Origin of the sequence: Microbacterium sp. M3, assembly GCF_033548675.1 — a bacterium.
Taxonomy (GTDB): Bacteria; Actinomycetota; Actinomycetes; order Actinomycetales; family Microbacteriaceae; genus Microbacterium; species Microbacterium arthrosphaerae.
The window spans coordinates 876,933-902,976 of sequence record NZ_JAWTZT010000002.1; the positions used below are offsets into that span (position 1 = coordinate 876,933).

23 protein-coding genes are annotated in these 26,044 nt (G+C 72.2%); 10 read left to right on the plus strand and 13 right to left on the minus strand.

Annotation, left to right across the window (positions count from 1 at the left end; genetic code table 11):
• Position 1: 1 nt before the first annotated feature.
• Both R8Z57_RS09445 and R8Z57_RS09450 read right to left on the minus strand, forming a co-directional pair.
• The gene (locus R8Z57_RS09445; protein ID WP_318353493.1) at positions 2–334 is read right to left on the minus strand and encodes a hypothetical protein; all 333 of its coding nucleotides are present in this window, start codon (positions 332–334) and stop codon (positions 2–4) included.
• A gap of 85 nt (positions 335–419) precedes the next feature.
• Entirely contained in the window at positions 420–1,319 is a 900-nt protein-coding gene (locus R8Z57_RS09450; protein WP_318353494.1) for a Ku protein, read from the minus strand.
• A 71-nt stretch (positions 1,320–1,390) separates the two neighbouring features.
• Here R8Z57_RS09450 and R8Z57_RS09455 point away from each other — a divergent pair, with 71 nt between their 5' ends.
• A complete protein-coding gene (locus tag R8Z57_RS09455; RefSeq protein ID WP_318353495.1) occupies positions 1,391–3,958 on the plus strand; it encodes an ATP-dependent DNA ligase in 2,568 nt (855 codons plus the stop codon).
• Between the two features lie 32 nt (positions 3,959–3,990).
• Here R8Z57_RS09455 and R8Z57_RS09460 read toward each other — a convergent pair whose 3' ends face one another.
• Positions 3,991–4,902: a cation diffusion facilitator family transporter gene (locus R8Z57_RS09460; RefSeq protein ID WP_318353496.1), complete on the minus strand. Its 912-nt coding sequence runs from the start codon at positions 4,900–4,902 to the stop codon at positions 3,991–3,993.
• Between the two features lie 103 nt (positions 4,903–5,005).
• Here R8Z57_RS09460 and R8Z57_RS09465 point away from each other — a divergent pair, with 103 nt between their 5' ends.
• Complete coding sequence (locus R8Z57_RS09465) at positions 5,006–6,643, plus strand: CocE/NonD family hydrolase (protein WP_318353497.1); 1,638 nt, start codon at positions 5,006–5,008, stop codon at positions 6,641–6,643.
• A 22-nt stretch (positions 6,644–6,665) separates the two neighbouring features.
• On the opposite strand, the gene rdgB is transcribed toward R8Z57_RS09465, so the two are convergent.
• The 3 genes from rdgB to murI form a co-directional block, all read right to left on the minus strand.
• The gene (rdgB, locus tag R8Z57_RS09470) at positions 6,666–7,289 is read right to left on the minus strand and encodes an RdgB/HAM1 family non-canonical purine NTP pyrophosphatase (RefSeq protein ID WP_318353498.1); all 624 of its coding nucleotides are present in this window, start codon (positions 7,287–7,289) and stop codon (positions 6,666–6,668) included.
• Between the two features lie 3 nt (positions 7,290–7,292).
• Positions 7,293–8,030 carry a ribonuclease PH gene (rph, locus tag R8Z57_RS09475; protein WP_318353499.1) on the minus strand — a complete coding sequence of 246 codons (738 nt, stop codon included), beginning with the start codon at positions 8,028–8,030 and terminating at the stop codon, positions 7,293–7,295.
• A 101-nt stretch (positions 8,031–8,131) separates the two neighbouring features.
• The gene (gene murI / locus R8Z57_RS09480) at positions 8,132–8,983 is read right to left on the minus strand and encodes a glutamate racemase (RefSeq protein WP_318353500.1); all 852 of its coding nucleotides are present in this window, start codon (positions 8,981–8,983) and stop codon (positions 8,132–8,134) included.
• Positions 8,984–9,024: 41 nt separating this feature from the next.
• On the opposite strand from murI, the gene R8Z57_RS09485 reads away from it, so the two are divergent.
• Complete coding sequence (locus R8Z57_RS09485) at positions 9,025–10,359, plus strand: nicotinate phosphoribosyltransferase (RefSeq protein ID WP_318353501.1); 1,335 nt, start codon at positions 9,025–9,027, stop codon at positions 10,357–10,359.
• Between the two features lie 102 nt (positions 10,360–10,461).
• On the opposite strand, the gene R8Z57_RS09490 is transcribed toward R8Z57_RS09485, so the two are convergent.
• From R8Z57_RS09490 to R8Z57_RS09500, 3 genes are read right to left on the minus strand one after another with little or no spacing between them, the layout of a single operon-like run.
• On the minus strand, positions 10,462–10,728 hold the full coding sequence (locus R8Z57_RS09490; RefSeq protein WP_318353502.1) for a DUF3039 domain-containing protein: 267 nt from the start codon (positions 10,726–10,728) through the stop codon (positions 10,462–10,464).
• A 50-nt stretch (positions 10,729–10,778) separates the two neighbouring features.
• Positions 10,779–12,263, minus strand: coding sequence for a hypothetical protein (locus R8Z57_RS09495; RefSeq protein ID WP_318353503.1), 1,485 nt, complete (start codon positions 12,261–12,263; stop codon positions 10,779–10,781).
• 56 nt (positions 12,264–12,319) lie between these two features.
• Positions 12,320–13,651 carry an ABC transporter ATP-binding protein gene (locus R8Z57_RS09500; RefSeq protein WP_318353504.1) on the minus strand — a complete coding sequence of 444 codons (1,332 nt, stop codon included), beginning with the start codon at positions 13,649–13,651 and terminating at the stop codon, positions 12,320–12,322.
• Between the two features lie 336 nt (positions 13,652–13,987).
• Between R8Z57_RS09500 and R8Z57_RS09505 the strand changes: the two genes are divergently transcribed.
• The 5 genes from R8Z57_RS09505 to R8Z57_RS09525 all read left to right on the plus strand — a co-directional run bounded on the left by R8Z57_RS09505 (position 13,988) and on the right by R8Z57_RS09525 (position 17,868).
• The gene (locus R8Z57_RS09505) at positions 13,988–14,680 is read left to right on the plus strand and encodes a phosphocholine cytidylyltransferase family protein (protein WP_318353505.1); all 693 of its coding nucleotides are present in this window, start codon (positions 13,988–13,990) and stop codon (positions 14,678–14,680) included.
• Between the two features lie 71 nt (positions 14,681–14,751).
• Positions 14,752–15,756, plus strand: coding sequence for a hypothetical protein (locus tag R8Z57_RS09510; protein ID WP_318353506.1), 1,005 nt, complete (start codon positions 14,752–14,754; stop codon positions 15,754–15,756).
• A 78-nt stretch (positions 15,757–15,834) separates the two neighbouring features.
• On the plus strand, positions 15,835–16,137 hold the full coding sequence (locus R8Z57_RS09515; protein ID WP_318353507.1) for a hypothetical protein: 303 nt from the start codon (positions 15,835–15,837) through the stop codon (positions 16,135–16,137).
• Between the two features lie 34 nt (positions 16,138–16,171).
• Positions 16,172–16,408, plus strand: a complete 237-nt coding sequence (locus tag R8Z57_RS09520) for a hypothetical protein (RefSeq protein ID WP_318353508.1) — start codon at positions 16,172–16,174, stop codon at positions 16,406–16,408.
• A 68-nt stretch (positions 16,409–16,476) separates the two neighbouring features.
• A complete protein-coding gene (locus R8Z57_RS09525; protein WP_318353509.1) occupies positions 16,477–17,868 on the plus strand; it encodes a maltokinase N-terminal cap-like domain-containing protein in 1,392 nt (463 codons plus the stop codon).
• 36 nt (positions 17,869–17,904) lie between these two features.
• On the opposite strand, the gene R8Z57_RS09530 is transcribed toward R8Z57_RS09525, so the two are convergent.
• Positions 17,905–19,182, minus strand: a complete 1,278-nt coding sequence (locus tag R8Z57_RS09530) for a CDP-glycerol glycerophosphotransferase family protein (RefSeq protein ID WP_318353510.1) — start codon at positions 19,180–19,182, stop codon at positions 17,905–17,907.
• Between the two features lie 98 nt (positions 19,183–19,280).
• On the opposite strand from R8Z57_RS09530, the gene R8Z57_RS09535 reads away from it, so the two are divergent.
• Positions 19,281–20,318, plus strand: a complete 1,038-nt coding sequence (locus R8Z57_RS09535) for a glycosyltransferase (protein ID WP_318353511.1) — start codon at positions 19,281–19,283, stop codon at positions 20,316–20,318.
• A gap of 9 nt (positions 20,319–20,327) precedes the next feature.
• Here R8Z57_RS09535 and R8Z57_RS09540 read toward each other — a convergent pair whose 3' ends face one another.
• Genes R8Z57_RS09540 through R8Z57_RS09550 form a run of 3 tightly spaced genes read right to left on the minus strand, consistent with a single transcriptional unit; the run spans position 20,328 to position 24,721 of the window.
• Entirely contained in the window at positions 20,328–21,779 is a 1,452-nt protein-coding gene (locus tag R8Z57_RS09540) for a CDP-glycerol glycerophosphotransferase family protein (RefSeq protein ID WP_318353512.1), read from the minus strand.
• Positions 21,776–23,053: a CDP-glycerol glycerophosphotransferase family protein gene (locus R8Z57_RS09545; protein WP_318353513.1), complete on the minus strand. Its 1,278-nt coding sequence runs from the start codon at positions 23,051–23,053 to the stop codon at positions 21,776–21,778. The genes R8Z57_RS09540 and R8Z57_RS09545 overlap by 4 nt, the downstream gene beginning before the upstream one ends.
• Positions 23,054–23,101: 48 nt before the next feature.
• On the minus strand, positions 23,102–24,721 hold the full coding sequence (locus tag R8Z57_RS09550) for a S1C family serine protease (protein WP_318353514.1): 1,620 nt from the start codon (positions 24,719–24,721) through the stop codon (positions 23,102–23,104).
• 114 nt (positions 24,722–24,835) lie between these two features.
• Here R8Z57_RS09550 and R8Z57_RS09555 point away from each other — a divergent pair, with 114 nt between their 5' ends.
• Positions 24,836–26,035: an aminotransferase class I/II-fold pyridoxal phosphate-dependent enzyme gene (locus tag R8Z57_RS09555; protein ID WP_318353515.1), complete on the plus strand. Its 1,200-nt coding sequence runs from the start codon at positions 24,836–24,838 to the stop codon at positions 26,033–26,035.
• The last annotated feature ends 9 nt before the right edge of the window (positions 26,036–26,044 follow it).

Sequence of the window (26,044 nt, forward strand, 5' to 3'; positions counted from 1 at the left end):
GTCAGCCGGCCGCGGATCTCCTGCCGAGCGCCCCCGCGCGCGAGCGACGGAACCAGGCCGGCTGCAGGAATGAGGGCAGCCACCAGAAACCGACGATCGCGAGCAGCATCAGTGCGGCGGCGATGACGATCAGCACGCTTCCGATCGGCGTGCGGACGCCGATCGTGACCGCGACGCCGGCCGACAGCATCCCCACGCCGATGTAGAGGCAGCAGAATCCCATGAAGCTGCCGTATCCGCGGGCCACCCGCATCCAGTTCTTCCAGAGGCCGAGGTACGCCAGCAGGCCGAGCGCGAAGAAGAGCAGGGCGATGATCCAGGCGAGCAGGTTCATCCGGTCCGCTCGCCGCGGGAGCGCGTGATGGTTCCGCGCACCTCGTACACGCGGCCGGCGTCCCGGCGTTCGTTGCAGGCCACCGTCAGGACGCCTTCTTCTTCTTCGCCGCGGGCTTCTTCTCGGCCGCCTTGGGCTTGCTCTTGGCGGGGGCCGCGGCATCCGACTTCTTCTCGGTGGCCTTCGCGCCACCCTCGCGAGCCGCGCGCGATTTTTCGACGCTGGCGCGGAGGGCGGCCATGAGGTCGATCACCTCGCCGCCGGACTCCTCCTCCTGCTCGCCGAACGTCTCTGCCGTGTCGACCGCGTCGCCCTTCTCGAGCTTCGCCTCGATGAGGGTGCGCAGCTCTTCCTGGTACTCGTCGGTGAACTCCTCTGGGTCGAAGTCGCTCGAGAAGCTCTCGACGAGGGATGCCGACAGCTCGAGCTCCTTCGCCGAGATCCGCACACTCTCATCCAGCGACGGGAACGCCGCCTCGCGGACCTCGTCGGCCCACAGCAGGGTCTGGAGCACCAGCACGTCGCCGCGGACGCGGAGGGCCGCCAGGCGCGTCTTCTGCCGCAGCGAGAACCGCACGATGGCGGTGCGGTCGGTCTGCTCGAGCGTCTTGCGCAGCAGCACGTAGGCCTTGGGCGAGGCCGAGTCGGGTTCGAGGTAGTACGCGCGGTCGAGCGTCAGCAGGTCGATCTGCTCGCTCGGCACGAACTCGACGACGTCGATCTCGCGACTCTTCTCGGCCGGCAGCGACGCCAGGTCGTCCTTGGTGAGCACGACGGTCTTGTCGCCGTCGTCGTACGCCTTGTCGATGTCGGAGTAGGGGACGACCTCGCCGTCGATCTCGCAGATGCGCTGGTAGCGGATGCGCCCGCCGTCCTTGTTGTGCACCTGATGCAGCGAGACGTCGTGGTCTTCGGTCGCGGAGTACACCTTCACCGGGACGTTCACGAGTCCGAACGTCAGTGCGCCTTTCCAGATCGCTCTCACTCCCCCAGTGAACACCAGCGCGCCGACACCGGGCCACCCCTTGCGCCGCGGCGCGCCGATACTCTGAGCGCATGGCGCGGGACGAGCAGATGGTGCGCATCGGCGGCAGGCGCCTGCGCATCACCAACCTCGAGAAGGTGCTCTACCCCGAGACGGGCACGACCAAGGGCGAGGTGATCGACTACTACAGCCGCATCGCCGAGGCCCTCATCCCCCACGTCGTCGGCCGTCCCGTGACCCGGAAGCGCTGGCCCGACGGCGTCGGCACGGAGGACGACCCGGGCATGGTGTTCTTCGCCAAGGATCTCGAGCGAGGCGCTCCCTCGTGGGTGAGACGGATGCCGATCCCGCACTCCACCGGCACCAAGGACTATCCGCTGGTCGGCGACGTGCCGACGCTCGTCTACCTGGCGCAGGTGGCCAGCCTCGAGCTGCACGTGCCGCAGTGGCGGTTCGCGGCCGACGGCGGACGCGGCCCCGCCGATCGCCTGGTGCTCGACCTCGATCCCGGGCCCGGTGTCGGTCTCGCGGAATGCGCCGTGGTCGCCGGGTGGGCGCGCACGCTGCTGGAGGGCATGGGGCTCGAGCCCTACCCCGTCACGAGCGGTAGCAAAGGCATCCATCTGTACACGGCGCTGCCCCCCGGCCAGTCCACCGAGCAGGCGTCGGCGCTCGCGAACGAGCTCGCCCGCGCGATCGAGGCCGACCATCCCGACCTCGTCGTCAGCAGCATGAAGAAGACCGAGCGCACGGGCAAGGTGCTGATCGACTGGAGCCAGAACAACGGCTCCAAGACGACGATCGCCCCGTACTCGCTGCGCGGCCGCGTGCATCCGACCGTCGCCGCGCCTCGCACGTGGGACGAGCTCGCCGATCCCGGGCTACGACACCTGGAGTTCACCGAGGTGCTCGAGCGCGTGGAGACCCTCGGCGACCCGATGTCGCCGCTCGGCTTCCACGCCGGCGGTCGCGAGGCGGAGTCGGGCCCGCTGTCGGCGTACATCTCCAAGCGCAGCGCCGACCGCACCCCTGAGCCGGTGCCGCGCAACCCGCTCGGCGCCACGCCGAGCGACGACAAGCCGACCTTCGTGATCCAGGAGCACCACGCCAGCGCCCTGCACTGGGACTTCCGCCTCGAGCACGACGGCGTGCTCGTCAGCTGGGCCGTGCCCCGGGGCGTCCCCCACTCGTACAAGCGCAACAACCTCGCGATCATGACCGAGGACCACCCGATGGAGTACGGCGCGTTCGAGGGCACCATCCCCGCCGGCGAGTACGGCGGGGGCACGGTGACGATCTGGGACGACGGCCGTTACGACCTCGAGAAGTGGCGCGACGACGAGATCATCGCCACCCTCGAGGGACGCCCGGGTGGTCCGCTCGGCCGCGTGCGGCTGGCGCTCATCCGCACCCAGGGCGAAGGCGAGAAGTCGAGCTGGCTGCTGCACCGCATGAAGACGGATGCCGCGGGCCGGCCACAGCCGGACGGCACCCCCGTCGAGCCCAGCCCCCAGGCGGACGAACCACATGGCGCCGGCGCGCGCAAGAGCCCGACTCGGACGGCGCGCGCGGACTCCTCGACCCCGGCCGCGGCCTCGACCCCGGCCCCGGCCTCGGCCCCGGCCCCGGCACCGGCACCGGCACGCGACCGGTCGCCGCTCGACCACGGGATGCTGCGCCCGATGCTGTCGACGTCGGCGACGCCGGCGCAGGCGCGGCGGGCGGCCGAGCGCTGGGGGGACCCTGCGTGGGTGGAGATGAAGTGGGACGGCATCCGCGCCGTCGGCGTCTGGGACGGCGAGCGCCTGCGCCTGTTCGCCCGCAGCGGCAACGAGGTGACGCACCGGTACCCCGAGCTCACGGGGCTCGACGCGGGCTTCGGCCGCGAGCCGTGCGTGCTCGACGGCGAGCTCGTCGCGCTCGAGCCCGACGGGCGGCCGAGCTTCCCGCTGCTGCAGCTGCGGATGAACCTCGAGCGCGCCGGCGACATCGCGCGCGAGGCGCGGCGCACGCCGGTGCGCTACTACCTGTTCGACGTGCTCGCGCACGACGGTGACGATCTCGCCGCCCTGCCGCTGCGGGAGCGTCGCGACGTGCTCGACGCCGTCGCCGGCTCGACCATCGACCCGATAGCCGTCCCGCCCGTCTTCGATGACGTCGACGCCGCCCTCGACACCAGTGAGCAGCTGCGCCTGGAGGGCATCGTGGTCAAAGACCCGGGCTCGCCCTACGTCCGCGGCGGCCGCAGCGAGGCGTGGCTGAAGGTGAAGATCACCCGCACGCAGGAGGTCGTGATCGCCGGCATCCGGCCGGGAAAGGGCGGACGCAGCAGCACGTTCGGATCGCTGCTGCTCGGCATCCCGTCGCCCGAAGGGCTGCGCTACGCGGGCCGAGTCGGCAGCGGTTTCAGCGACTCGACCCTCGCCACCCTGATGAAGAAGCTGCTGCCGCTGCGCACCGACGACAATCCGCTGGTCGGCGTGCCGCCCTTGGACGCGCGCGATGCGCTGTGGGTGCGCCCCGAGCTCGTGGGCGAGGTCGAATACGGCGAGTTCACTCCCGCAGGCATCCTGCGTCATCCCCGCTGGCGCGGCCTTCGGCCCGACAAGAGCCCCGCCGACGTGCGCCGGGAGGACTGACCGGCGGCCTCTCGCTGAGGCGGGCCTCTCGCTCAGGCGTGCGCCTCGTGCTCGACGTGACCGGCCGGCTCGAGCTGGAAGGTCGAGTGCTCGACGTCGAAGTGCTGCGACAGACACGTCTGCAGCTGACTCAGGATGCCGGGGGCCTGTCCGTTGCGCAGCACCCGGTCGTCGACGACGACGTGCGCGGTGAACACCGGTGCCCCGCGCGTCAGCTGCCACACGTGGACGTCGTGCACGTCGACGACGCCGGGCGTCGCGAGGATGTGGTCGCGGATCTCCCGCACGTGCGTGCCCTTCGGCGCGGACTCCGCCAGCACCGAGAGCACCTCCCGCAGCAGGCCGATGGCCCGCGGCACGATCAGCGCGGCGATGAAGAGCGACGCGATGGCGTCCGCCTGGTCCCAGCCTGTCGTCACCACGACGATCGCCGCGACGATGACGGCCGCCGAGCCGACCAGGTCGCCCATCACCTCCAGGTAGGCCCCGCGCACGTTGATGCTGTGCTTCTGCGCCGCGCTCAGCAGCCACATCGCGATGGCGTTCGCGATGAGGCCGACGATAGCGACGACGAGCATGATCCCGCCCGACACCTCGACCTCGGCGGGGTCGAGCAGCCGAGCGACGCCTTCGAACGCCACCGAGGCCGACAGCACGATGAGGATGATGCCGTTCACGAGCGCGCCGAACACCTCGGCGCGCTGGTAGCCGAAGGTGCGACGGTCGTTGGCCGGCCGGGCCGCCAGCGTGCTCGCGATGAGCGCGATCACGAGGGCCGCGGCATCCGTGAACATATGAGCCGCATCGGCGATCAGCGCGAGCGAACCCGACAGCGCCGCCCCGGTGACCTGCACCACCATCACCGTTGCGGTGATGGCGAGCGAGATCGCCAGCAGCCGGCGGTTGCCGGCCCCGCGGATGCCCGACGGCGCGTGATCGTGCATGCGCCCAGGCTATGCCTGTCACGGGCAGTCCACGCGCCGTCACGCTAGTCGGGAACGAGTGTGATTCTCAGTCGCAGGCCGGAGGCGGTGATAGCGTCGCGCCGTGCAGGCACGACCTCTCGGGAACGTGACGACCGATCGCCCGTGGCACCGCTCTGGAGCGGCGGGCTACGCGCGGCAGCGGATCGCACGGATGCTGCGCCCGCCCGTGATCGTGACGCCGATGAGCGGCGAGGTGACCAAGCTCACCGACGTCGAGATCCCGGTGCGCGACGGGACGATCCTGCGCGCGAACGTCTACCTGCCGCCGGATGCGGCGCGGGTGCCGGCGATCCTGAGCGCGCATCCGTACGGGAAGGACGCCCTGCCCCGGCGCACGCGCCGCGGCTACCGCATCAACCCGCAGTTCCGCATCCTGCGACAGACCGCCCCGATCCGCATCTCGGGGGAGACCAGCTGGGAGGCCCCCGATCCCGCGTGGTGGGCGGCGCACGGATATGCCGTCGTCAACCTCGACGTGCGCGGGGCAGGACGATCGGACGGCGTGGGGTCGCTCCTGAGCGACGCCGAGGCCGAGGACGTGTCAGACGCGATCGAGTGGATCGCCTCGCAGGACTGGTGCGACGGCGGCGTCGCGATGCTCGGCGTGTCGTATCTGGCGATCTCGCAGTTCAAGGTCGCCGCGGCCGCACCACCGCACCTGCGGGCCATCGTGCCGTGGGAGGGCTTCACCGACGCCTACCGCGACTTCTTCTACCCTGGCGGCGTCCGCGAGGTGGGATTCTCACGGCTGTGGACCACACTGGTCCGGCGTTCGACGCGCATGTCGCCCGACCTCGGACGCGAAGCCGCCGCCCGTCCGGACGACGACGCGTGGTGGCGGTCGCTCGCACCCGATCTCGCGCGCATCCGGACGCCGATGCTGGTGTGCGGCAGCTTCTCAGACGCGAACCTGCACACACGCGGGTCGTTCCGCGCCTTCGCGGAGGTCTCGTCGACCGAGCGGCACCTCTACACGCACCGGACCGGCAAGTGGGCGGCCTTCTACAGCGACGAGGCCAAGGCGGTCCAGCGGGCCTTCCTCGACGCGCACCTGAAGGGGATCCCGCACGATCTCCCCCGCGTGCGCCTGGAGGTGCGCGATCGCGGCGACCGCATCCACGAGGTCAGACCCGAGGTGGAGTGGCCGCCGCCGAGCACGACGCTTGCGCTGCACCTCCACGGTGACGGACGGATGCGGCCGACCCCCGTCGACGGCGCAGCCGAGGTGTCGTTCCCGGGCCGCCGGCGCGCGGCCCGGTACTCATGGAGGTTCGAGGAAGACACGGAGATCACCGGCGAGGCACGTCTGCGCGTGTGGCTCAGCTCCTCCGCCCCAGGGCCGGTCTCGGTGTTCGCCGGCCTCTCGAAGTGGATCCAGGGACGCTTCGTGCCGTTCGAGGGGTCGTACGGCTTCGGGCGCGACCTCGTCACGACCGGCTTCGCCCGGGTCGCGGTCGGCGAGGCGGGCGGGGCGGGCGAGGCACCGTGCCCCGTCGACATCGCGTTCGCCCCGTCGGCGACCTTCTTCCGCGCCGGCGACGAGCTGCGCCTGCATGTCGCGGGTCGCCCGCTGTCGCCGCGAAATCCGGTGTGGGGGTCCTTCCCCGCCCTCTACCGCTCGAGCGGGCACGGGCTGTGGACCCTGCACTCCAGGCCGCGGCATCCGCAGATCCTCGAGCTGCCCGCGGTCACCCGCTGAGGCCCCCCGGCGGGTGCCCCTCTCAGAGGCCGGCGAGGAGCGGTGCCAGCTCGGCGAAGGCGCGAGAGCGGTGGGATGCCGCGTTCTTCTCCTCCGCCGTCCACTCGCCGACCGTCCGCTCGGCGCCCGGCTGCTGTCCGTCGGGAATGAAGACCGGGTCGTAGCCGAACCCGCCGCCGCCGGAGGCGGCCGTGGCGAGGCGACCGGGCCAGACGCCCTCGACGACGTGCTCGGCCTCCGCCGCGCCTGCCCCGGACGCCGCCTCGGGCACCACGAGCGCGATCGTCGACACGAATCGTGCCGCGCGGTGCGGGTCTCCGATGTCGGAGAGCTGGTCGAGGAGCAGGTTCAGGTTGGCCGCGGCATCCTTCGCGTGCCCCGCCCAGTAGGCCGAGAAGACGCCCGGGGCGCCGCCCAGCACGTCGACGCAGATGCCCGAATCGTCGGCCAGCGCCGGGAGTCCGGTGTGCGCGGCGGCCGCGCGCGCCTTGATGAGCGCGTTCTCGGCGAACGTCACGCCGTCCTCGACCGGCTCGGGACCGTCGTAGCCGACGACCTCGAGGTCGGGCCTCGTCGCGGCGACGATCGCCTGGAACTCCTCGATTTTGTGCGGGTTGTGCGTCGCGAGGACGATCTGGCGCGGCATCCGCTACTCCGCCGCGAGCGCCGCGGCCTGGTGGTCGCGCAGGTCGGCACAGCCGTTGACGCCGAGCTCCAGCAGTGCGTCGAGCTCGCGCTTGTCGAACGGCGCTCCCTCGGCGGTGCCCTGCACCTCGACGAACAGACCCCGGCCGGTGACGACGACGTTCATGTCGGTCTCGGCGCGGACGTCCTCGACGTACGCGAGGTCGAGCATGGGCTCGCCGTCGATGATGCCGACCGAGACGGCCGCGACCGAGTCGAACAGCACCTGGGCCCTCTGGCCGATGAACTTCTTGCCGCGACCCCACTCGATCGCGTCGGCGAGGGCGACGTACGCGCCGGTGATGGCGGCCGTCCGCGTGCCGCCGTCGGCCTGCAGCACGTCGCAGTCGATGACGATGGTGTTCTCGCCGAGCGCCTTGGTGTCGACCACGGCACGCAGGGCACGGCCGATGAGGCGCGAGATCTCGTGCGTGCGGCCCCCGATGCGACCCTTGACACTCTCGCGGTCGTTGCGCTCGTTCGTCGCTCTCGGCAGCATCGCGTACTCGGCGGTCACCCAGCCCTTGCCCTTGCCGGTCAGCCAGCGCGGCACGCCGTTCGTGAACGACGCCGTGCACAGCACCTTGGTGTTGCCGAACGAGATGAGGGCAGACCCCTCGGCCTGGCTCGACCAGCCGCGCTCGATCGTGATGGGACGCAGCTGGTCGACGGTCCGGCCGTCGGCGCGCGTGATGTCGGTCATTTCTCTCCTTCTACGGCGAGCATGTCCCGATTTCGTTCGCTAGCTGGCCCCGGAAGGGCCGAAATCGGGACATGCTTCGTGAAAAGTGGGACATGGATGCCTCAGCCGAGGCGCGTGGGAAGGTCGATGGCGCCGGTCTGCACGAGCCGGACGGAGCTCACCTCACGGCCCATCAGCCGGTGGGCGAGGTCGAGGAACTCGTCGGCGGACGCGCCGGTGGCCTCGTAGACATGGCGGGGTGCGGCATCCGGACCCGCGAGCAGGTCGCGGGAGACCAGCTGACGGTAGACGTCCTTTGCGGTCTCGGTGTCGCTGGACACGAGGCTCACGTCGGGACCCATGACGTAGCTGATCGCGCCCTCCAGGAACGGGTAGTGGGTGCAGCCGAGCACGAGGGTGTCGACGCCGGCATGGCGGAGCGGCGCCAGGTACTCCTCGGCGACGGCGAGCACCTCGGGAGACCCGGTGACGCCGGCCTCGACGAACTCGACGAACCGCGGGCATGCCTGCGCGAAGACCGTGAGTCGCTCGTTCACGCCGAGCATGTCCTGGTAAGCGCCCGAGCTGATGGTGCCGGCCGTGCCGATCACGCCCACCCGTCCGTTGCGGGTCGTCGACATCGCGGTGCGCACCGCCGGCTTGATCACCTCGACCACCGGCACGTCGTACCGCTCGCGGGCGTCGCGCAGCATCGCCGCCGAGGCGGTGTTGCAGGCGATCACGAGCATCTTGACGCCCTGCGCGACGAGATCGTCGAGCACCTCCAGCGCGTAGCGGCGGACGTCCGCGATCGGCTTGGGGCCGTAGGGCGACCGCGCCGTGTCGCCGATGTAGAGGATCGACTCGCGCGGCAGCAGGGCCGACACGGCCCGCGCGACGGTGAGCCCGCCGACACCGGAGTCGAAGATCCCGATCGGCGCGTCGGCGCCGTTCTCAGCCGGTCGAAGGGTCACGGTGCCCCAGCCTACGCCAGCGGCTCACTAGGCTGGCCCGCATGCGCCCCTCGACCGCCCTGCTGACGGACCGCTACGAGCTCACGATGATCGACGCGGCGCTGCGCGACGGCACCGCCGACCGCCGCTGCGTCTTCGAGCTCTTCGGACGCCGCCTTCCCGGCGCCCGTCGCTTCGGGGTCGTGGCCGGCACGGGGCGCCTGCTGTCCCTCCTCCGGGACTTCCGCTTCGCCGACGACGAGCTGCGGTTCCTCCGTGACGAGAAGGTGGTGGATGCCGCGACCCTCGACTTCCTCGAGGGCTACCGGTTCTCGGGCTCGATCACGGGCTACCGCGAGGGCGAGCTGTACTTCCCCGGCTCCCCCATCCTCACGATCGAGGGCACCTTCGCCGAGGCGGTGATCCTCGAGACCCTCGCCCTCAGCGTGCTCAACCACGACTCCGCCGTGGCGACCGCCGCGGCGCGCATGAGCGTGGCCGCGGGCGACCGCCCGCTGGCCGAGATGGGCTCGCGGCGGGCGGCCGAGACGTCGGCCGTAGCCGCCGCACGCGCGGCCTACATCGCCGGCTTCGGCGCGACATCGAACCTCGAGGCGGGTCGGCAGTGGGGCATCCCGACGATGGGCACCGCGGCCCACTCGTGGACGCTGCTGCACGACACCGAGGAGGACGCGTTCCGCGCCCAGATCGAGGCACTGGGCACCGGCACGACGCTCCTCGTCGACACCTATGACATCCGCGCCGGCGTCGAGACCGCCGTCCGCATCGCCGGCACGGAGCTGGGCGGAGTGCGCATCGACTCCGGCGACCTGCCGACGGTCGCCGCCGAGGTGCGGGCCCAGCTCGACGAGCTCGGTGCGACAGGCACCCGCATCACCGTCACGAGCGACCTCGACGAGTACGCGATCGCGGCGCTCGCGGCCTCACCCGTCGACGCCTACGGCGTCGGCACCTCGGTCGTGACGGGGTCGGGCACCCCGACCGCCGGGATGGTCTACAAGCTCGTCGCCCGGCAGGACGGCGACGGCGGCTGGGTGGCGGTCGCGAAGGCCTCGACCGACAAGGGCTCGACGGGCGGACGGAAGGCAGCCTTCCGCACGCTGGATGGCGGCACCGCGACGAGCGAGCTCATCGTCGTGTCGGACGGCTTCGAGGAGCTCGACACCGCGGCCGCTCACCCCGGCGCGCGCGCCCTGCAGGTGCCGCTCGTCGTCGACGGCGAACCGGATGCCGCCTACGAGGGCGCCGCGGGCGTGGAGGCCGCGCGAGCCCATCACGCGCGGGTGCGCGAGGAGCTCCCGGTCCGCGCGCTCGCGCTCAGCCGTTCAGATCCGGCGATCCCGACCGTCTACACCGACGCCGAGTCCGCGGTCTGAACTCGCCGGGTCGTTGCGGGGCCGCCGGTCTGAGCCGCCACCGGGTCGCTGAGGGCGCCGCCGGCTGCTGAGGCGGCACACGGCCGCCGAACCGGCGGTGCGTCAGCCCTGGAGCGACTCGTAGATCTCTTTGCAGGTGGGGCACACCGGGAACTTCTCGGGATCGCGCCCGGGTGTCCACTTCTTGCCGCACAGCGCGCGCACCGGCTTGCCGGTGAGCGCGGACTCGAGGATCTTGTCCTTCTTCACGTAGTGCGAGAACCGCTCGTGGTCGCCCGGCTCGACGTTCTCTTCGCGCAGGAGCTCCTCGAGCTCGCGGTCGAGGGTCGCGACGCCTCCCTGGTCAGGGCTGTCAAGGGGGGTGCTCATGGTGTGCCAGTGTAGTCGCGGGCGGTCGGGATCGGGCGGGGCCGGTCCGCTCAGGTGGACTCCGCGAACTCCATGAGCCGGCCGCCGCGCCGTTCGAACGCGATGGAGCCGACGGCGATGCCGACCACCAGGACGCCGAAGCCGATCGCGAGTCCGCCCCACAGGGCGGTGGTCGCCGCGGCCGTGTCGCCTCGCAGCGCGAGCCAGCCGCACCACAGCACCGGAGCCGACAGCGCGAGCACGCCGAGCATCACCGCCCCCTGGGCGATCGCGCCCCCCGCGCCGGTGCGCTGCGGCTGCTGGAAGGGGCTCTCTCCCGGGCGCGACACCGCGTACGGCGCCACCGCAGACGCGACGCTCGAGAGGCCGAGACCCGCGAGGAAGAGCACCGCGCACACGCCGGTCATCGCGGGCAGGATGGCCCACCGACCGTGGAACATGACGGCGATCGGCACGGCGACCGCGAGAAGCGGCACGCCGACGAGCAGCACCGGGACCAGGCGCCCGACGCGATCCGACACGCCGCGCACACCGCTGGCGATATGCATCCAGATGGCCGTGGAGTCGTAGGCGATGTCGTCGTGGGGCAGCCAGCCCAGGAACAGCGCGGCGAAGGGCACCGGCACGAGCGCGACGAGCTCGGGCGGCACCCCGGCGATGAGAAGGGGAACCGTGGTGATGGCCGCAGCGACGGGGATCACGAGGGCGTTCACGATGTAGCGGCGGTCGCCGAACCAGTACAGGAGGCTTCGTGCGGCGACCGCTCCGCCCGGCGTGCCGGGTGCGACGCCGAACCAGCCCAGACCGCCGCGCTCGCGGCCGAGGCCGGGTCGCTCGGTCGTGGTGAGCACCCGCCTGACCGCCCACGCCCAGAGCAGCGCGAGGACGACCACTGTGCCGACGGCGACGAGCGCCGGCAGCCACGCGTCGCCCCCCGAGGCGGCGATGCCGGGGAGAGCCCAGGCCGCACCGAGCGGTGTGAGTGCGAGCGCGTCGACCGCCTCGACAAGCTGGGTCGGAACGCTCCCGCCCCATTCCAGCGACGAGAGGAAGACGCCGACGGGGACCACGACGACGAGGACGACCAGCACGAAGAGGCCCGAGAGCTCGCGCGAGCGCCGTTCGCGAAGGAACATCGACGCCAGCGCCATGCAGAGCCTCGCCAGGAGCCCACAGGTGACGACCCCGAGCACGACACCCGCGAACGTCGCCCCGAACGGGGCGCCGTGCGCGTTCCACACCACGCCGGCGCAGATCGCGACGGCCAGCAGCACGAAGATCGGCACGCTGAGGAATCCGGCCACCGCGAGCACCGCGGCCAGTCGACCCCGCGGCAGCCCGAAGAGCGCGAACCGGCGGGGGTCGAGCGGGTCGTCGGCCGAGGCGACGAGAGGGGCCAGCGCGAAGCCGAGGGTCACGGCCGACCCGCCCAGCACGGTGACCGCGAGGACCACGTCGGTGGCGGCATCCGTCATCGTCAGCATCGCCCAGCAGGCGGCGACCGTAGCGGCGACGAGGATCACCAGACCGCTCACGACGCGCGCGACATGCCGCGCGTCGCCCCGGGGGGTCCCGACGAGCAGAGCGATCCTCAGTCGGAGAACGTGTGCAGCCACTCCAGGCCCTCCACGTCGCTGAGGCCGCCGGCGAGCTCCACGAAGCGCTGTTCCAGCGTGAGCTCGCCGCGCACCTCGTCGACGGTGCCCTCGGCCAGCACCTGGCCGGCCACGATGACGGCCACGCGCGTGCAGACGCGCTCGACGAGCTCCATCCCGTGGCTCGAGAGGATCACGGTGCCGCCGTGGGCGACGTACGCGGAGAGGATGTCGAGGATGATCGCGCTCGAGACCGGGTCGACGGCCTCGAAGGGCTCATCCAGGACGAGCAGCCGCGGCGAGTGGATCAGCGCACCCGCGAGCATGACCTTCTTGAGCATGCCCGCCGAGTAGTCCGAGACACTGCGACCGAGCGCGTCGCCGAGGTCGAAGGCCCGCGCCAGGTCGGCGGTGCGACTCTCGACCACGGCCGGCGGCAGTCCGCGCAGCACGCCGTAGTAGTAGAGCAGCTGACGGCCGGTGAGGCGGTCGAAGGTGCGCAGCCGGTCGGGCAGCACGCCCATCAGCTTCTTCGCGGCCAGCGGCTTGGCGGCGGCATCCACTCCCCCGACATGGATGGTGCCGCGGTCGGGTTCGAGCAGCCCCGCGATCATCGACAGGGTGGTCGTCTTTCCCGCGCCGTTCGGGCCGACGAGGCCGTAGAAGGTGCCCGCGGGGATGGTCAGATCGATGCCGTCGACCGCGAGGGTGCTGCCGAAGCGCTTGCTCACCCCGCGCAGCACGAGCGCGTCGCCGGCGGTCGCGAGCATGGGAGAGAGAACGACCGGGGCGGATGCCGCCACCGCCGCCGCGTCGGTCGCCGCAGGCGCCACGGGCGCGGGCTCCGTGGTCGGCGCGACGGCGTCGTCCGGCGACGCGGCTTCGCTGGACGCGGGTTCGACGGGCAGGACCGGCTTCGCCGCCGCGGGCTCTCCGCGGAGGACGGTCGGCTCCGGTTCGGGAGCGGCATCCACCTCGGGTGCGGCGTCCGGCTCAGGCGCGGCATCCTCCTCACGCGCGACGTCAGGGTCAGGTGCGGAATCCGCCTCACGAGCGACGTCCGGCTCAGGCGCGACGTCCGGCTCGGGCGCGGCGTCCGGCTCAGGCGCGGAATCCGCCTCAGGTGCGGCGTCGACCTCAGCGGGTCCGACGCCCTCCACTGGACTGGGCGGCAGCGGGGGGCGTGGCGGCACGATGATGTCGGCAGCGGCGCTGGCCGCCAGCTGCAGATCGCTCGGCAGCGGAGGCGGCGGACCGGGATCCGGTGCAGGCGCGGGCGCCGGGGAGACAGCCGGGGCCTTCTTGCGCGGAGCGGACTTCTTCTTCACCGACCGGGGTTTGCGCGGCTTCGGCTGCGATGAGCCCTCGGTCGCTGACGAAGGAGCCGGAAGCCTGACCACGCGCGCGTTCGTGTGACGGTCCGGCTCTTCCGGATCGATGTCATTCGGCACCGGGAGGGAGGCTGTCACCGAACCAACGTATCAAGCGCCTCCCCCAGAGCGGCAGTCGGCGTCGTCGCGTTGCGGCATTCGCGTTATGTCACGAATCGGCAACGGGAGGCCCACATTATGCGGCTTCCCAGGGCTCATCGCTACCATGGACGAGGCACGAAGGGGTGTCGCGCCGGTGAACCGGCAGTGAATCACGCACTTCAGGAGCAGACTTTGACCCTTCAGACCGTCATCCTCGCAGCCGGAATGGGCTCGCGCCTCGGACGCAGCCTCCCCAAGCCGCTCACGGAGCTGAGCGACGGCCGCAGCATCATGCAGCAGCAGCACGACAACATCCGTGCCGCGTTCGGCCGCGACGCCGAGATCACCACCGTCGTCGGATATCGGGCCGAGACGATCGTCGAGGCGTTCCCTGACGTCGACTACGTCTACAACGACCGCTACGACCAGACCAACACCTCCAAGAGCCTGCTGCGCGCGCTCGCGACCACCGGCAAGGGCGGCGTGCTCTGGATGAACGGCGACGTCGTCTTCGACCCCCGCGTCCTCGGCCGTGCCATCGCCCTCATCGAGCGCGACCAGTCGTTCGTCACCGTGAACACCTCGAAGGTCAGCGACGAAGAGGTCAAGTACACCGTCACCACCGAGGGCTTCATCAAGGAGCTGTCGAAGACGGTCAAGGGCGGCATCGGCGAGGCCGTCGGCATCAATTACATCTCCAGCCGCGACAAGAAGGCGTTCATGCGCCACCTGACCCGCGTCGACGACCAGGACTACTTCGAGCGCGGGCTGGAGCTGGCGATCGCCGAGGACGGCGTGCTGCTCGAGCCGCTCGACATCTCCGACCTGTACGCAGTCGAGGTGGACTTCGCCGAGGACCTCGAGCGCGCGAACCTCTTCGTCTGAGTTCTGCGTCGAAAGCGGCCGGGGTGTCAACCCCGGCCGCCTTCGCGTTCACGCGACATAGGATCGGCCCGATGGCCGACAAAGTGCACCGGATCCACTCGCTGCCAGGAGACTCCCCCTGGCACGGCGGGCTGCCGCCGACGGGGTCGGACGAGCACCCGTTCACCATCCGCGCCCTGGACCGCGTGCTGGCGATCCAGCGACCGGTCGTGCTCGCACACCTCCGCAGCATCCGTCTGCGGCATCCGGAGGCGTCCTCGGCCGACATCGTGCGCATCCTCGAACGCCGCTATCTGGCCACGGTGACGACAGGCGGTGCAGCAGTCGGCGCGACCGCGGTGGTGCCCGGCATCGGCACGGGCGTGACCCTCGCGCTCAGCGGCGTCGAGACGGTCGCGTTCCTCGAGGCGACGACTCTGTTCGCGCAGTCGGTGGCCGAGGTGCACGGTATCCCGGTCGCCGACCCCGACCGCGCTCGGGCGCTCGTGCTCACCCTGATGCTGGGCAAGGAGGGCGTCGACCTCGTGGCTCAGCTCGCCGCGCAGGCAGCCGGCCGGGGCCCGAGCCGCGCAGGGTACTGGGGCGAGCTCGTCACCAAGACGCTGCCCCGTGCCGCGGTGGGCCCCCTGGTCGACCGGCTCAAGACGAGCTTCATCCATCAGTTCGCCGCGCGCGGCGGCGCGTCGTGGATCGGCAAGGCGCTGCCTTTCGGCATCGGCGCCGTCATCGGCGGAGCCGGCAACAACATCCTCGGCCGGCGGGTGCTCGTGGGTTCCCGTCGCGCGTTCGGCGCACCGCCTTTCGCGCTGCCGGCCGACCTCGAGCCGCGTCCCGGCGCTGACCGCATCGAGCGACTCGCGGGTCGCGGGATCCGTCGCGCCGGCGAGATCGTCGTCGGTGGCGTGACGCGCGGCACCGCGGCCGTCGGTGGCGTCGTGCGGCGGCGGAAGCCCGCCCTCGAAGCCGGCGCCGGCGTCACCCCGCCCGACGGGGACGCGCGCGAGGGCGAAGGCGCTCAGGAGTGGACGGAGGTCTCCGAGGCACCGGCGGAGGCTCCTCCCCAGACGCGCCGCTGATCGGCCTTTCCACAGTCGCCATCGCCTCCGTCGAAAGCCGGGGCCGGCGCGTCGGACACCGCTCCTACGGTGGCCGGCATGCTGCGCGCACTCGACCCCGACGAACCCCGCCCGCCCCTCGCCTACCGTGTGCCGTGGCGGGTCGACAGCGTGTACGACCGGCATCCGCTCATCACCAATGCCGGCCCCGCGACCCTGGACTTCGTACGGGTCCTGACCGTGGGGCCTGCGGGCTCTGCGCTCGAGGAGTGGGGGCAGATGCCCCCGGGCGACACGGCAGAGCTCTGTCTGTGCGACGCCGACCCCGACACCACGATCGTCACGCTCGCGTGGTTCCGGCCGCAGGACGGTGCGGAGTACCTGTGGAAGTTCGTCACCTGATGCCGCGGTGCGCGGGCCGAGCCAGAATGGTGGCATGGGTCTGTTCAGCCAGCGTCCCGAGGAGACGAACGAGTGGGCCGGTCTGCCGTCCGAGCCCGCGAATCCCGAGTCGGCCGCTGAGCGATTGGCGGATGCCGCTCCCGTCGACGTCGGCGGACTCGGGTTCGGCGACCTCGCACTGGGGGGCGGCGGCGCCGTGGAGTCGATCGTGTTCCCGGTGAAGCCGGCGGTGGAGATCGTCCAGTCCCAGGAGTCCGGCGAAAACGAGTAGCTCGGACCTGCAAGCGCTTGCACGTGGCGTGTCGACACGCTCGCCGTGCGGGGCATACCCTCACAGGTATGGACAGCACGTTGGCGTGCCTGGCGGCGTGGATGCCGCGGCAGCGGTGGTACGCCGCCAAGGGGCGCCCGCCGAGCCTGCGGCTGGTGTCGTGGTGGGACCTTGGCGAGTCCGGTGCCGCCGAGGCCGCGGGCGTGCCGGCGGGAGGCGACGTCCGTGTGCGCACCTTCCTCGTGGCGGACGAAGGCTCGCTTCCCGCCGTGCTGTACCAGATCCCGGTCGTCGAGCGCGCCACCGAGACGGTACACGCCGACGCCGCGCACCTGATCGGCAGCCCCGTGCCGGGGACGACGTTCATCGACGGACCGCACGATCCGGCCTACGCCGCCGCGCTCCTGCGCCTGGTGGCCGGCGGTGGCAGCGCGCGCGGACCCCAGACGGTCGCGATCGGGCATCCGGTGGCGGCTGCGCGGGTCGAGGATCGCCCCTCCCAGGTCGTCAGCGGCGAGCAGTCCAATACTTCGCTCATCTACGAGGGGCCCGGGGTCCCGGTGATCTGCAAGGTGTACCGCCAGCTGCATCCCGGGCTCAATCCCGACATCGAGCTGCAGGAGGCACTCGCCGCGGCGGGCTCCGCGCACGTCCCGCGGCCGATCGGCTGGCTCGAGGGCGCGTGGCCCGATCCCGACACGACCGGCGTCGTGCACGGCTCGCTCGCGTTCGCGCAGGAGTTCCTGCCGCAGGTCGAGGACGCCTGGCGGGTGGCGTTGCGCGCGGCCGCCACAGGCGAGGACTTCCGCGACGCCGCCCGGGCGCTGGGCACCGCCACCGCCGACGTGCATCTCTCACTCGCCGAGTGCTTCCCCACGCGCGCGGCGTCGGCGGGCGATCGCGACGCGGCGGCGGCGACCTGGGAGCGGCGCCTCGCCATCGCGATCGCAGAGGTGCCCGAGCTGGCGCCGTTGCGCGAGGCAGCTGAGGCGGTGTACCGGCGGGCCCTCGAGGTGCCCTGGCCCGCGCTGCAGCGCATCCACGGCGACTACCACCTCGGACAGGTGCTGCACTCCCCCGAGCGCGGCTGGGTGCTCCTCGACTTCGAGGGCGAGCCGCTGCGCCCGATGGTCGAGCGCACGCAGCCCGACTTCGCGCTGCGCGACGTCGCGGGCATGCTCCGCTCGTTCGACTACGTCGCCGGCTCGCTGCGCCTGGACGACCCCGACAGATCCGCCGATGCCGTCCGCGCGTGGGCGCGCGAAGCGCGCCATGCCTTCGTCGACGGCTACGCGGCGGCGTCCGGCGGCCTGGACCCCCGGCATCCGCTCCTGGCAGCCCTCGAACTCGACAAGGCGGTGTACGAGGCGATCTACGAGGCGCGCAACCGCCCGACCTGGGTCGCCATCCCGCTCAGCGCGGTCGCCCGGCTGGTGGAGCGCCCCGCACCCGTGGTGTGACCGGACGGCCGTGTCGGACGCCGCCGCGGAAGGCGCTCAGGCCTCGTCGTCGAGCTCGGCCTCGTCGTCCGGCTCGTCGTCGGCGTCCGCGACCGAACGGGCGTACCAGCTGTCCCAGTCATCCATCAGCCGCTGCACCGCCGTGTGGAAGCGCTCCGTCGCGGCGCCCGGCGCGGTGTCGCCGAAGTAGTGCGCCACCCACTGCTCCAGGCGCGCGACGGCGTCGGGGTCGCCGAGCACGCGCTCGGTCTGCGCCACGATGTCGGCTGCGGCCGAGGCATCCAGCCATTCGCACGCCGACAGGTAGCCGTGCGTGTCGATCGCGGCCGCCGGATCGACCGGCCGCGTGATCATGAGCGGCTTGTCGGCCGCGAGCCGGTCGTAGACCATCGCCGAGATGTCGACGATCGCCACGTCGGCGGCCGACAGCTGCCAGCCGAGCTCGGGACCGTCGTCGAAGACGTGCTGGGCGGTGGCGTCCGCGGCGTTCGCGGCCGCCAGGGCGGCCACGATGCGCCTGTTGGCGGCGCCGTACTCCGGGTTCACCACACCCGAACGGGGGTGCGGGCGGTAGATCACGCGGTGGCGTCCGGTGGCCAGCAGCGCGGTGACGAGGGCCTCGCCGTGGCTCGCGATGGAGCCGTAGTGCGCAGACGGCCGGTCGCCCTCCCAGGTCGGTGCGTACAGCACGACCGTGCGCTCGTCGGGCGTGTACGGCAGCGTGCCGGAGTAGTGGTCGGCCTGCGGGCGTCCGATCTCGATCGTGCGGCGGTCGATGTCGTAGTCCCACAGCACCCGCGACAGCCGCTCGCGCGCGGCGTCGCCCGCGATCATCGCGTAGTCGTACGCCTTGTACTGGTTCGTGGTCATGTACATCTTGTCGGACTCGCCGTGGTTGATGAACACGTGCCAGCGCCGGCCGTACCGGAACATCTGGAAGTTGCGGGTGTTCTGGTTCACGTAGAGCACGACGCGGATGTCCTGCTTCGCGATGAACCGCTCGAGGTCGCGCACCGTCGGCACGAACGCCACCGGCAGCGCGCCGTCGTCGAGCAGCGCTTCGGCACCGGTCGCCGCGCGGCTCAGGACGACGACCGGCCACGTCTTCGCGAGGCCCGCGAGCGGCTTGTACCACTGCCGCATCTGGTACATGTTCACCGCGCCGTCGGCGAAGTAGACGGCGACCCGGTAGTGGAACGGCGGATGCTGCGGCCTCGCCGCGAGCGTCCGCCGGACGTCGATGACCGCCGAGCGGTTGCGCACCGCCTTCCGGACGAGCGCGACCGCCTTCTTGGCATCCGAGACGAGACCCACCCGTCCAGCCTACCCAGCGGTGCCCGTGACATGATCGACGCGTGCATGTCGAGCAACACGGGCGCAGGGACGCTCCGGTCCCCCCACCCGACGCCGGCGTGACCTTCGTGATGCCGGTGCTCAACGAGCGCGGCTACCTCCGCCGTGCCGTCGAGACGGTGCTCGCGCAGGACATCCCCGGTCCCACCGAGCTGATCCTGGCGCTCGGTCCCTCGACGGACGGCACGACCGAGCTCGCGCGGGAGCTCGCCCGCGACGACGCACGGATCGTCCTCGTGGACAACCCGGCGGCCGACATCCCTGTCGGGCTGAACCTGGCGATCCGGGCCGGCCGGTACCCGACGGTGGTGCGCGTCGACGCGCATTCGGAACTGGAGCCCGATTACGCGCGGGAGGCACTGGCCACCCTCGACCGCGTCCGTGCCGCCAACGTCGGCGGAGTCATGCGCGCGGACGGCCGCACGCCGTTCCAGCGCGCGGTCGCGCGGGCTTACAACTCCCCGATCGGCCTGGGCGGAGGCGCCTATCACGGCGGCACGCAGGAAGCGGAGGCGGAGTCGGCGTACCTCGGCGTGATGCGACGCCACGTGCTCGACGAGGTCGGGCTCTTCGACGAGAGCATCCGCCGCGGCGAGGACTGGGAGCTCAATCTGCGCATCCGCCGGGCCGGCTACCGCGTGTGGTTCGATCCGGCGCTCTCCGTCACCTACTGGCCGCGCGAGAGCTGGACGCGGCTCGTCCGCCAGTTCTCGGCGACCGGGCGGTGGCGGGGCGAGCTCGTCCGCCGGTTCGGGCGCGGCAACTCCCTCCGCTTCTTCGCTCCCCCGGCCCTCGTGCTCACGATCGCACTGGCGCTCGTCGTCGCCCTGCTGCAGCTCACCGGCGTGCTGCACGGATGGTGGGCGGTCGCGGCATCCGTCGTCTATCTCCCCCTGGCCGCGTACGCGCTCCTCGTGATCGCCGTCGCCCTGGGCCCCGGCGGCGGTCACGGCTGGCGCGACAAGCTCTGGACGGCCGCGGTGCTGCCCACCATGCACCTGTCGTGGGGAACCGGGTTCCTACTCGGCGTCATCGGCGGCGCGCACGACACCGTCGACACCTCGCGACTGGGCAGCCGCAACACGCCCCTGCCGTGAGCCGCGCGCTCAGGCGCTGATGAACCCCTGATCGAGGATGCGGGTCACGACCCGTTCGGCGGCGCGCCCGTCGTCGCGCGCGTTGAACTTCTGGCGCCACTGGGCATAGCGCGCCGCGTAGTCGTCGGTGTGGTCCGTGCCGAGCGCCGCGACAAGCTCCTCCTGGCTGCGCACCATCGGCCCCGGCGCGTGCGCGGCGAGATCGAAGTAGAAGCCCCGCAGCTCGCCGCGATAGTGCTCCATGTCGGGCACGAGGAAGTACATGGGCTTGCCCGTCACCGAGAAGTCGAACATCACCGACGAGTAGTCCGTGATGAGGGCATCCGCCAGCAGCAGCAGCTGCGACGTGTCGGGGAAGCCGGTCACGTCGACCACGCGCGGGCCCTCCGCGTCGCGCCCCGGCAGCAGCGTGCGGGAGTGGCCCCGCACCAGCACGACCGCATCCGTGGCCGCCGCGAGCGCCACCGGGTCGACGAAGTCGACGATCTGGTCGCGGTCGTCCCGCCAGGTCGGCGCGTACAGCAGCACGCGCTCCCCCTCGCGGATGCCGAGCGCCCGCCGGGTCGCTCCACCGTCGCCCGTGGTCAGCACGTCGTTGCGCGGGTACCCCTCCACCCACACCGGGCGCGTGAGGAACGCGTACGCCTTCCCGAGGATTCGCGCGGCGTACGGGTTCTGCGCGAGCAGGATGTTCCAGCGTCGCGACTCGCGCACCACGGCGGCCATGCGGCGCGGGTCGAAGCCGGGCCGGTGCAGCGCGAGCCGCTTGAGCGGCGTGCCGTGCCACGTCTGCAGCACGACCTGCCCCTTGCGCCGTGAGAACCGGCGCCGCAGCCAGTCGTTGACGACCAGCAGGCGCGCGGCGCCGCGGGCGCGCCACCAGTCCGGGCTTCCCTCGACCACCGGCACCGCACCCTCGGGCACCGCCACCGACAGGTCGACGACGCTCCAGTACCGCGTCACGCCCGGCGCGCGGCGCGCGAGCTCGCGATCGATCGCCAGCGGGTTGCAGCTGGCGTTGCGGCCGTAGAAGCTCTCGAAGAACACTGCGTTCTCGAAGCCTTCGGCCGGCCGTGTGGCATAGCGGCGCTCGAGGGCGTCCTGCCCCTCGCCGGAGTCGTAGGCGGGGTCCATCGGTGGTCCCACCCGCAGCGCCCATCCGTCCAGGCTTGCCCGCAGGGTGCCGAGCTGCGTCAGGCCGATCGCTTCGGGGGGATGGATGCCGCGTTCCTCCGCGTCCGTCACGCGCACCTCGTACGCCCCCGACGGCAGCGGGAGCTCCGTCCCGCCCCAGCGTGCGGCCCGCAGCGCCAGGACCGCGCGCCAGGTCTTGCCGCCGCCGGTGATGCGCGCGGTCACGCGCGCCCGCGCGCCGACGAGCTCGACGGTCGCCGGTCGCTGCCCCTCGCCCGAGAGCACGAGCGCCGGGCCCCCGTCCGTCGTGAAGCGGGCCTCGGTCATCCGTTTCCTTCCCTCGGGCGGGCGTCCTGGGCCGTTCCGGCCAGAATCGCACGGTACACCCTCTGCGCGTTGCGGCCGTCGCGGAAGGCGTGGACGCGGGCGCTGAGCGCCGATGCGCGGGCGATGAGGCGCGCGCGCTCCGCCGGGTCGCCGAGCAGCGCGTCGAGCTGACCGGCGGCCTCTGCCCAGCCGGGCGCCCAGTCGTCGCCGGCCACGTCGCGGTAGGTGCCGTAGAAGCCGCGCCGCCGGGCGTAGGCGTCGACGTCGGGAGCGAGGAACAGCGTCGGCAGCGGCACGAGCGCAGCGTCGAAGGCGAGCGACGAGTAGTCGGTCACGAGCGCGTCCAGCCCCGGCAGGAGCGGAGTGATGTCCGACACGAGGTCGCTGCCGAGCGCCTGCACCCGCGGCGTCGGGAACGGTGGGACGTAGTCGCCGGCGCCGAGCGGGTGCGAGCGCACGAGCAGCGTGGCGTCGCGGCGGTCGAGCACGTCGACGATCCGCGCCCATTCCTCGGGGGTGGGCACCGCGGGGTCGACGGCGCCGTCGCGCCAGGTCGGCGCGTAGAGCACGAGCGCGCCCTGATGCGGCGCTCGGGGAACGGCGCGCGCGATGGCCGCCCGGGCGGCGGTGCGGCGGTCGGCCGCGGTGCCGCGCGACAGCACGTCCACGCGAGGCTCGCCGGTCACCGGCACGCTCCTGTCGGGCAGGGCGAAGGCCGACTCCAGCCGGCCGCGCACGAGGTGGGAGGCGGCCGGCAGCAGGCGGATCCGCCGGGCCGCGCCGCGGAACATGGCTCGCAGCAGTACGCGCACGGGCACAGCCGCCGGCGTGCGAGCCAGGACCCCCGGCGTGCGCAGCGTCTCGAGCGAGTCCAGCCCGATCCGCTTGAGCGGGATGCCGTGCCAGAGCTGCACGACGTACGCGCCCGAGACGGCGTAACGGTTGACGTCGCCGAACCCGTGCGTGACGACGATCACCCGCGCGCGCGCCGTGCGCCACAGGCCTCGCATCGAACGCTTCGGGATCGACGGGATGCCGCGGGCCGCGGCATCCCTCGCCTCCCGGGCGGTGCCGACCAGCCAGACCGCGCGGCGATCGTCCGCCGCTGCCTGCTCCCAGACCGCCAAAGCGCCGTCGCCGATGCCGACGGCGCAGCCGAACACCCATTGGTCGCGCGAGCGCGGGACGAGGAGCGTCAGCATGCGTCCGGCGGCATACAGCGGGATCGTCGCGAGTTTCCGGGCGTTCCCCGCGCCGAACGAGAAGGACGCCATTCCGCGAGCCTACCTGCTCGCGGAACGGCGTCCCTGGCCCTCGAGGGCTTACTGCTCGAGCGTGCCGAGCGTGACCGTGACGGTCTCGGTCTTGCCGTCGCGGACGTAGGTGACCTCCGCCTCGCTGCCGGCCGCCGCCGCCCGCACCTGCGCGGTGAGATCGGTGGCGTCCGTGATGGGCAGACCGTTGAATCCGGTGACGACATCGCCCTCGCGCAGGCCGGCGGTCGCGGCCGCACCACCGTCGGTCACGGCGTCGATGTAGGCGCCGGTGATCTCCGAGCCCTCGACCGAGGCCGCGGGCTTGACGCTCGCGCCCAGGAGCCCGTGCGTCGCGGAGCCGTTCTCGATGATCTCGTCGGTGATGCGCTTGACCACATCGGACGGGATCGAGAAGCCGACGCCGATCGAGCCGGAGCCCTCGGACGAGGAGCCGCCCGCGGTCGCGATCGCGACGTTGATGCCGATCAGCTCGCCGTCGGAGTCCACGAGCGCGCCACCGGAGTTGCCGGGGTTGATCGCGGCGTCCGTCTGGATCACGGCGATCGAGATGGTCTCGGTCGCGGCACCCTGCTGCTGGCCCTGACCGAAGTCGAACCGGAACGGGCCCTGCTGGCCGTTGCCCTCGTCCTGCGGCGCCTGGTCCTCCTCCGCACTGTCGGGCGCTGCCGACGACGCGATCTGGATCGAGCGGTTCAGGGCGCTCACGATGCCCTCGGTCACGGAGTTCGCGAGACCCAGCGGCGCGCCGATCGCGACCGTGGTGTCGCCGACGTTGAGCTTGCTCGAGTCGGCGAAGTCGATGGGCGTCAGGCCCTCCGCGTCCTGGAGCTTGATGACCGCGAGGTCGTACATCGGGTCGGTCCCGACGACCTCGGCGTCGTAGACGCGGCCGTCCGAGGTGGTCACGCGGACCGTCGCGTCGCCCGTGGCGCCGTCGAGGGTGACGACGTGCGTGTTCGTGACGACGTAGCCGTCCTCGGTCAGCACGACGCCCGAGCCGGTGCCGGCCCCGCTGTCACTGGAGGCGGCGATCGTCACGACGCTCGGGACGACCTTCGCCGCGATCCCGGTGGTCTGGTTGACCGAGTCGGTGTCGTTGACGGTCACGGACGACGGCCCGGCCGCGGGAGAAGAGCTTACCGGCGCGAACCAGGTGACGCCCGCATACGAGCCGCCGAGGCCCGCCGCACCGCCGACGATCGCGGCGGCGACGATGAGCCCGACGACCTTGCCCGCGCCCGACGGCTTCTTGGCCGGCTTGGCGGTGGGGACGGTGCCGGTGGCACCGCCGATCGGCAGCGTCGGCTGCGTGTCGGCCGGGTTCACGCCGAACGCGGCGCCCGGCGCCGGCTGGCCGGCATACGAGTGCGGGTACGGCGCGGGCTGACCTGCCCACCCCTGCGGCCGCGCATACGCCTGCGCGCCGGTCGGATAGCCGGCGGGCGGCACGGGCTGCGTCGGCGCGCCCTGCGGCGGCACCGGCTGCTGCGGCGCGGCCTGCTGCGGTGCGGCCTGCTGCGGTGCGGCCTGCTGCGGCTGCTGCGGTGCGGCCTGCTGCGGGTCGGCGCTGTGTGCGGGGGTCGACGGCGAAGCGGGCGGAACCGGGGGCACCGGCGGGACTGCGGGGGTCTGGTCTTGCGGGCGCTCGCCCTGGTTGTCGCTCATGGTTGCTCCTTCTGCAAAGCTGTGACCACTGTGCCCACCGATGCTGTGCGTTTCTTATGTCGGGAATGGGACTCCGCTATGCAACGGGGATGAGCTCCCCGATACGGTGAAGCGATGCGAGAGATCCCCGGAGCCTGGTACCGGACCGCCGCCGGTGCCGGACTCGTCGGTGCCGACGGGTCGATCCACCCCACCATCTTCGCCGAGATGTCGGCCCTCGCGGCGCGAACGGGCGCGATCAACCTCGGGCAGGGGTTCCCCGACGAGGACGGCCCCGCCGAGGTCCTCGACGCCGCCCGCGCCGCGATCGCCGACGGGGCGAACCAGTACCCGCCGGGTCGCGGCATCCCGGACCTCCTCTCGGCCATCGCCGAGCACCAGGAGCGCTTCTACGGCCTGCGGATCGACCCGGCGCGTGAGGCGCTCGTGACCGCCGGAGCGACCGAGGCGCTCGCCGCGACCCTGCTCGCGCTCCTGGACGCGCCGGGCGACGAGGTCGTCGTCTTCGAGCCGTACTACGACTCGTACGCCGCCGTCGCCGCCCTGGCCGGCGCGAGGCTGGTCACGGTGCCGCTGCGGTGGCCGGACTTCCAGCCCGACCTCGACCTGCTGCGCGCCGCGGTGAGCGACCGCACGCGGGTCATCCTGGTGAACGATCCGCACAACCCCACCGGCGCGGTCTTCGACGCCGACGTGCGCGGAGAGGTCGTGCGCCTGGCCGAGCGCCACGACGCGGTGATCGTGACCGACGAGGTCTATGAGCACTTGGTCTTCGACGAGGCGCACGTCCCGATCGCGACCCTTCCGGGCGCGTGGGAGCGCACGCTGACGATCTCGTCCGGAGGCAAGACGTTCTCCACCACCGGCTGGAAGATCGGCTGGATCACCGGGCCGGCACCGCTCATCGACGCGGTGCTGGCGGTGAAGCAGTTCCTCACGTATGTCAACGGCAGCCCGTTCCAGCCCGCGATCGCAACCGGGCTCCGCCTCCCCGACGCATTCTTCCGCGGCATCGCGCAGACCCTCCGGGACAAGCGCGACCTCCTCGGCGGCGGCCTGCGGGCGGCGGGCTTCGACGTCTCGACACCGGCCGGCTCCTACTTCACGGTCGCCGATGCGCGACGCCTCGGAGCGACGGATGCCGCGACCTTCTGCCGTGGCCTCCCCGACCGGGCCGGGGTCGTCGCCATCCCCCTCACCGCGTTCGCGACGCCCGAGCGGCGGGCGGACTACGCCACCCTCGTCCGCTTCGCGGCGTGCAAGCGGATGGACGTGCTCGAAGAGGCGGCATCCCGTCTCGCGCAGCTGGCGTGACCGGACGCG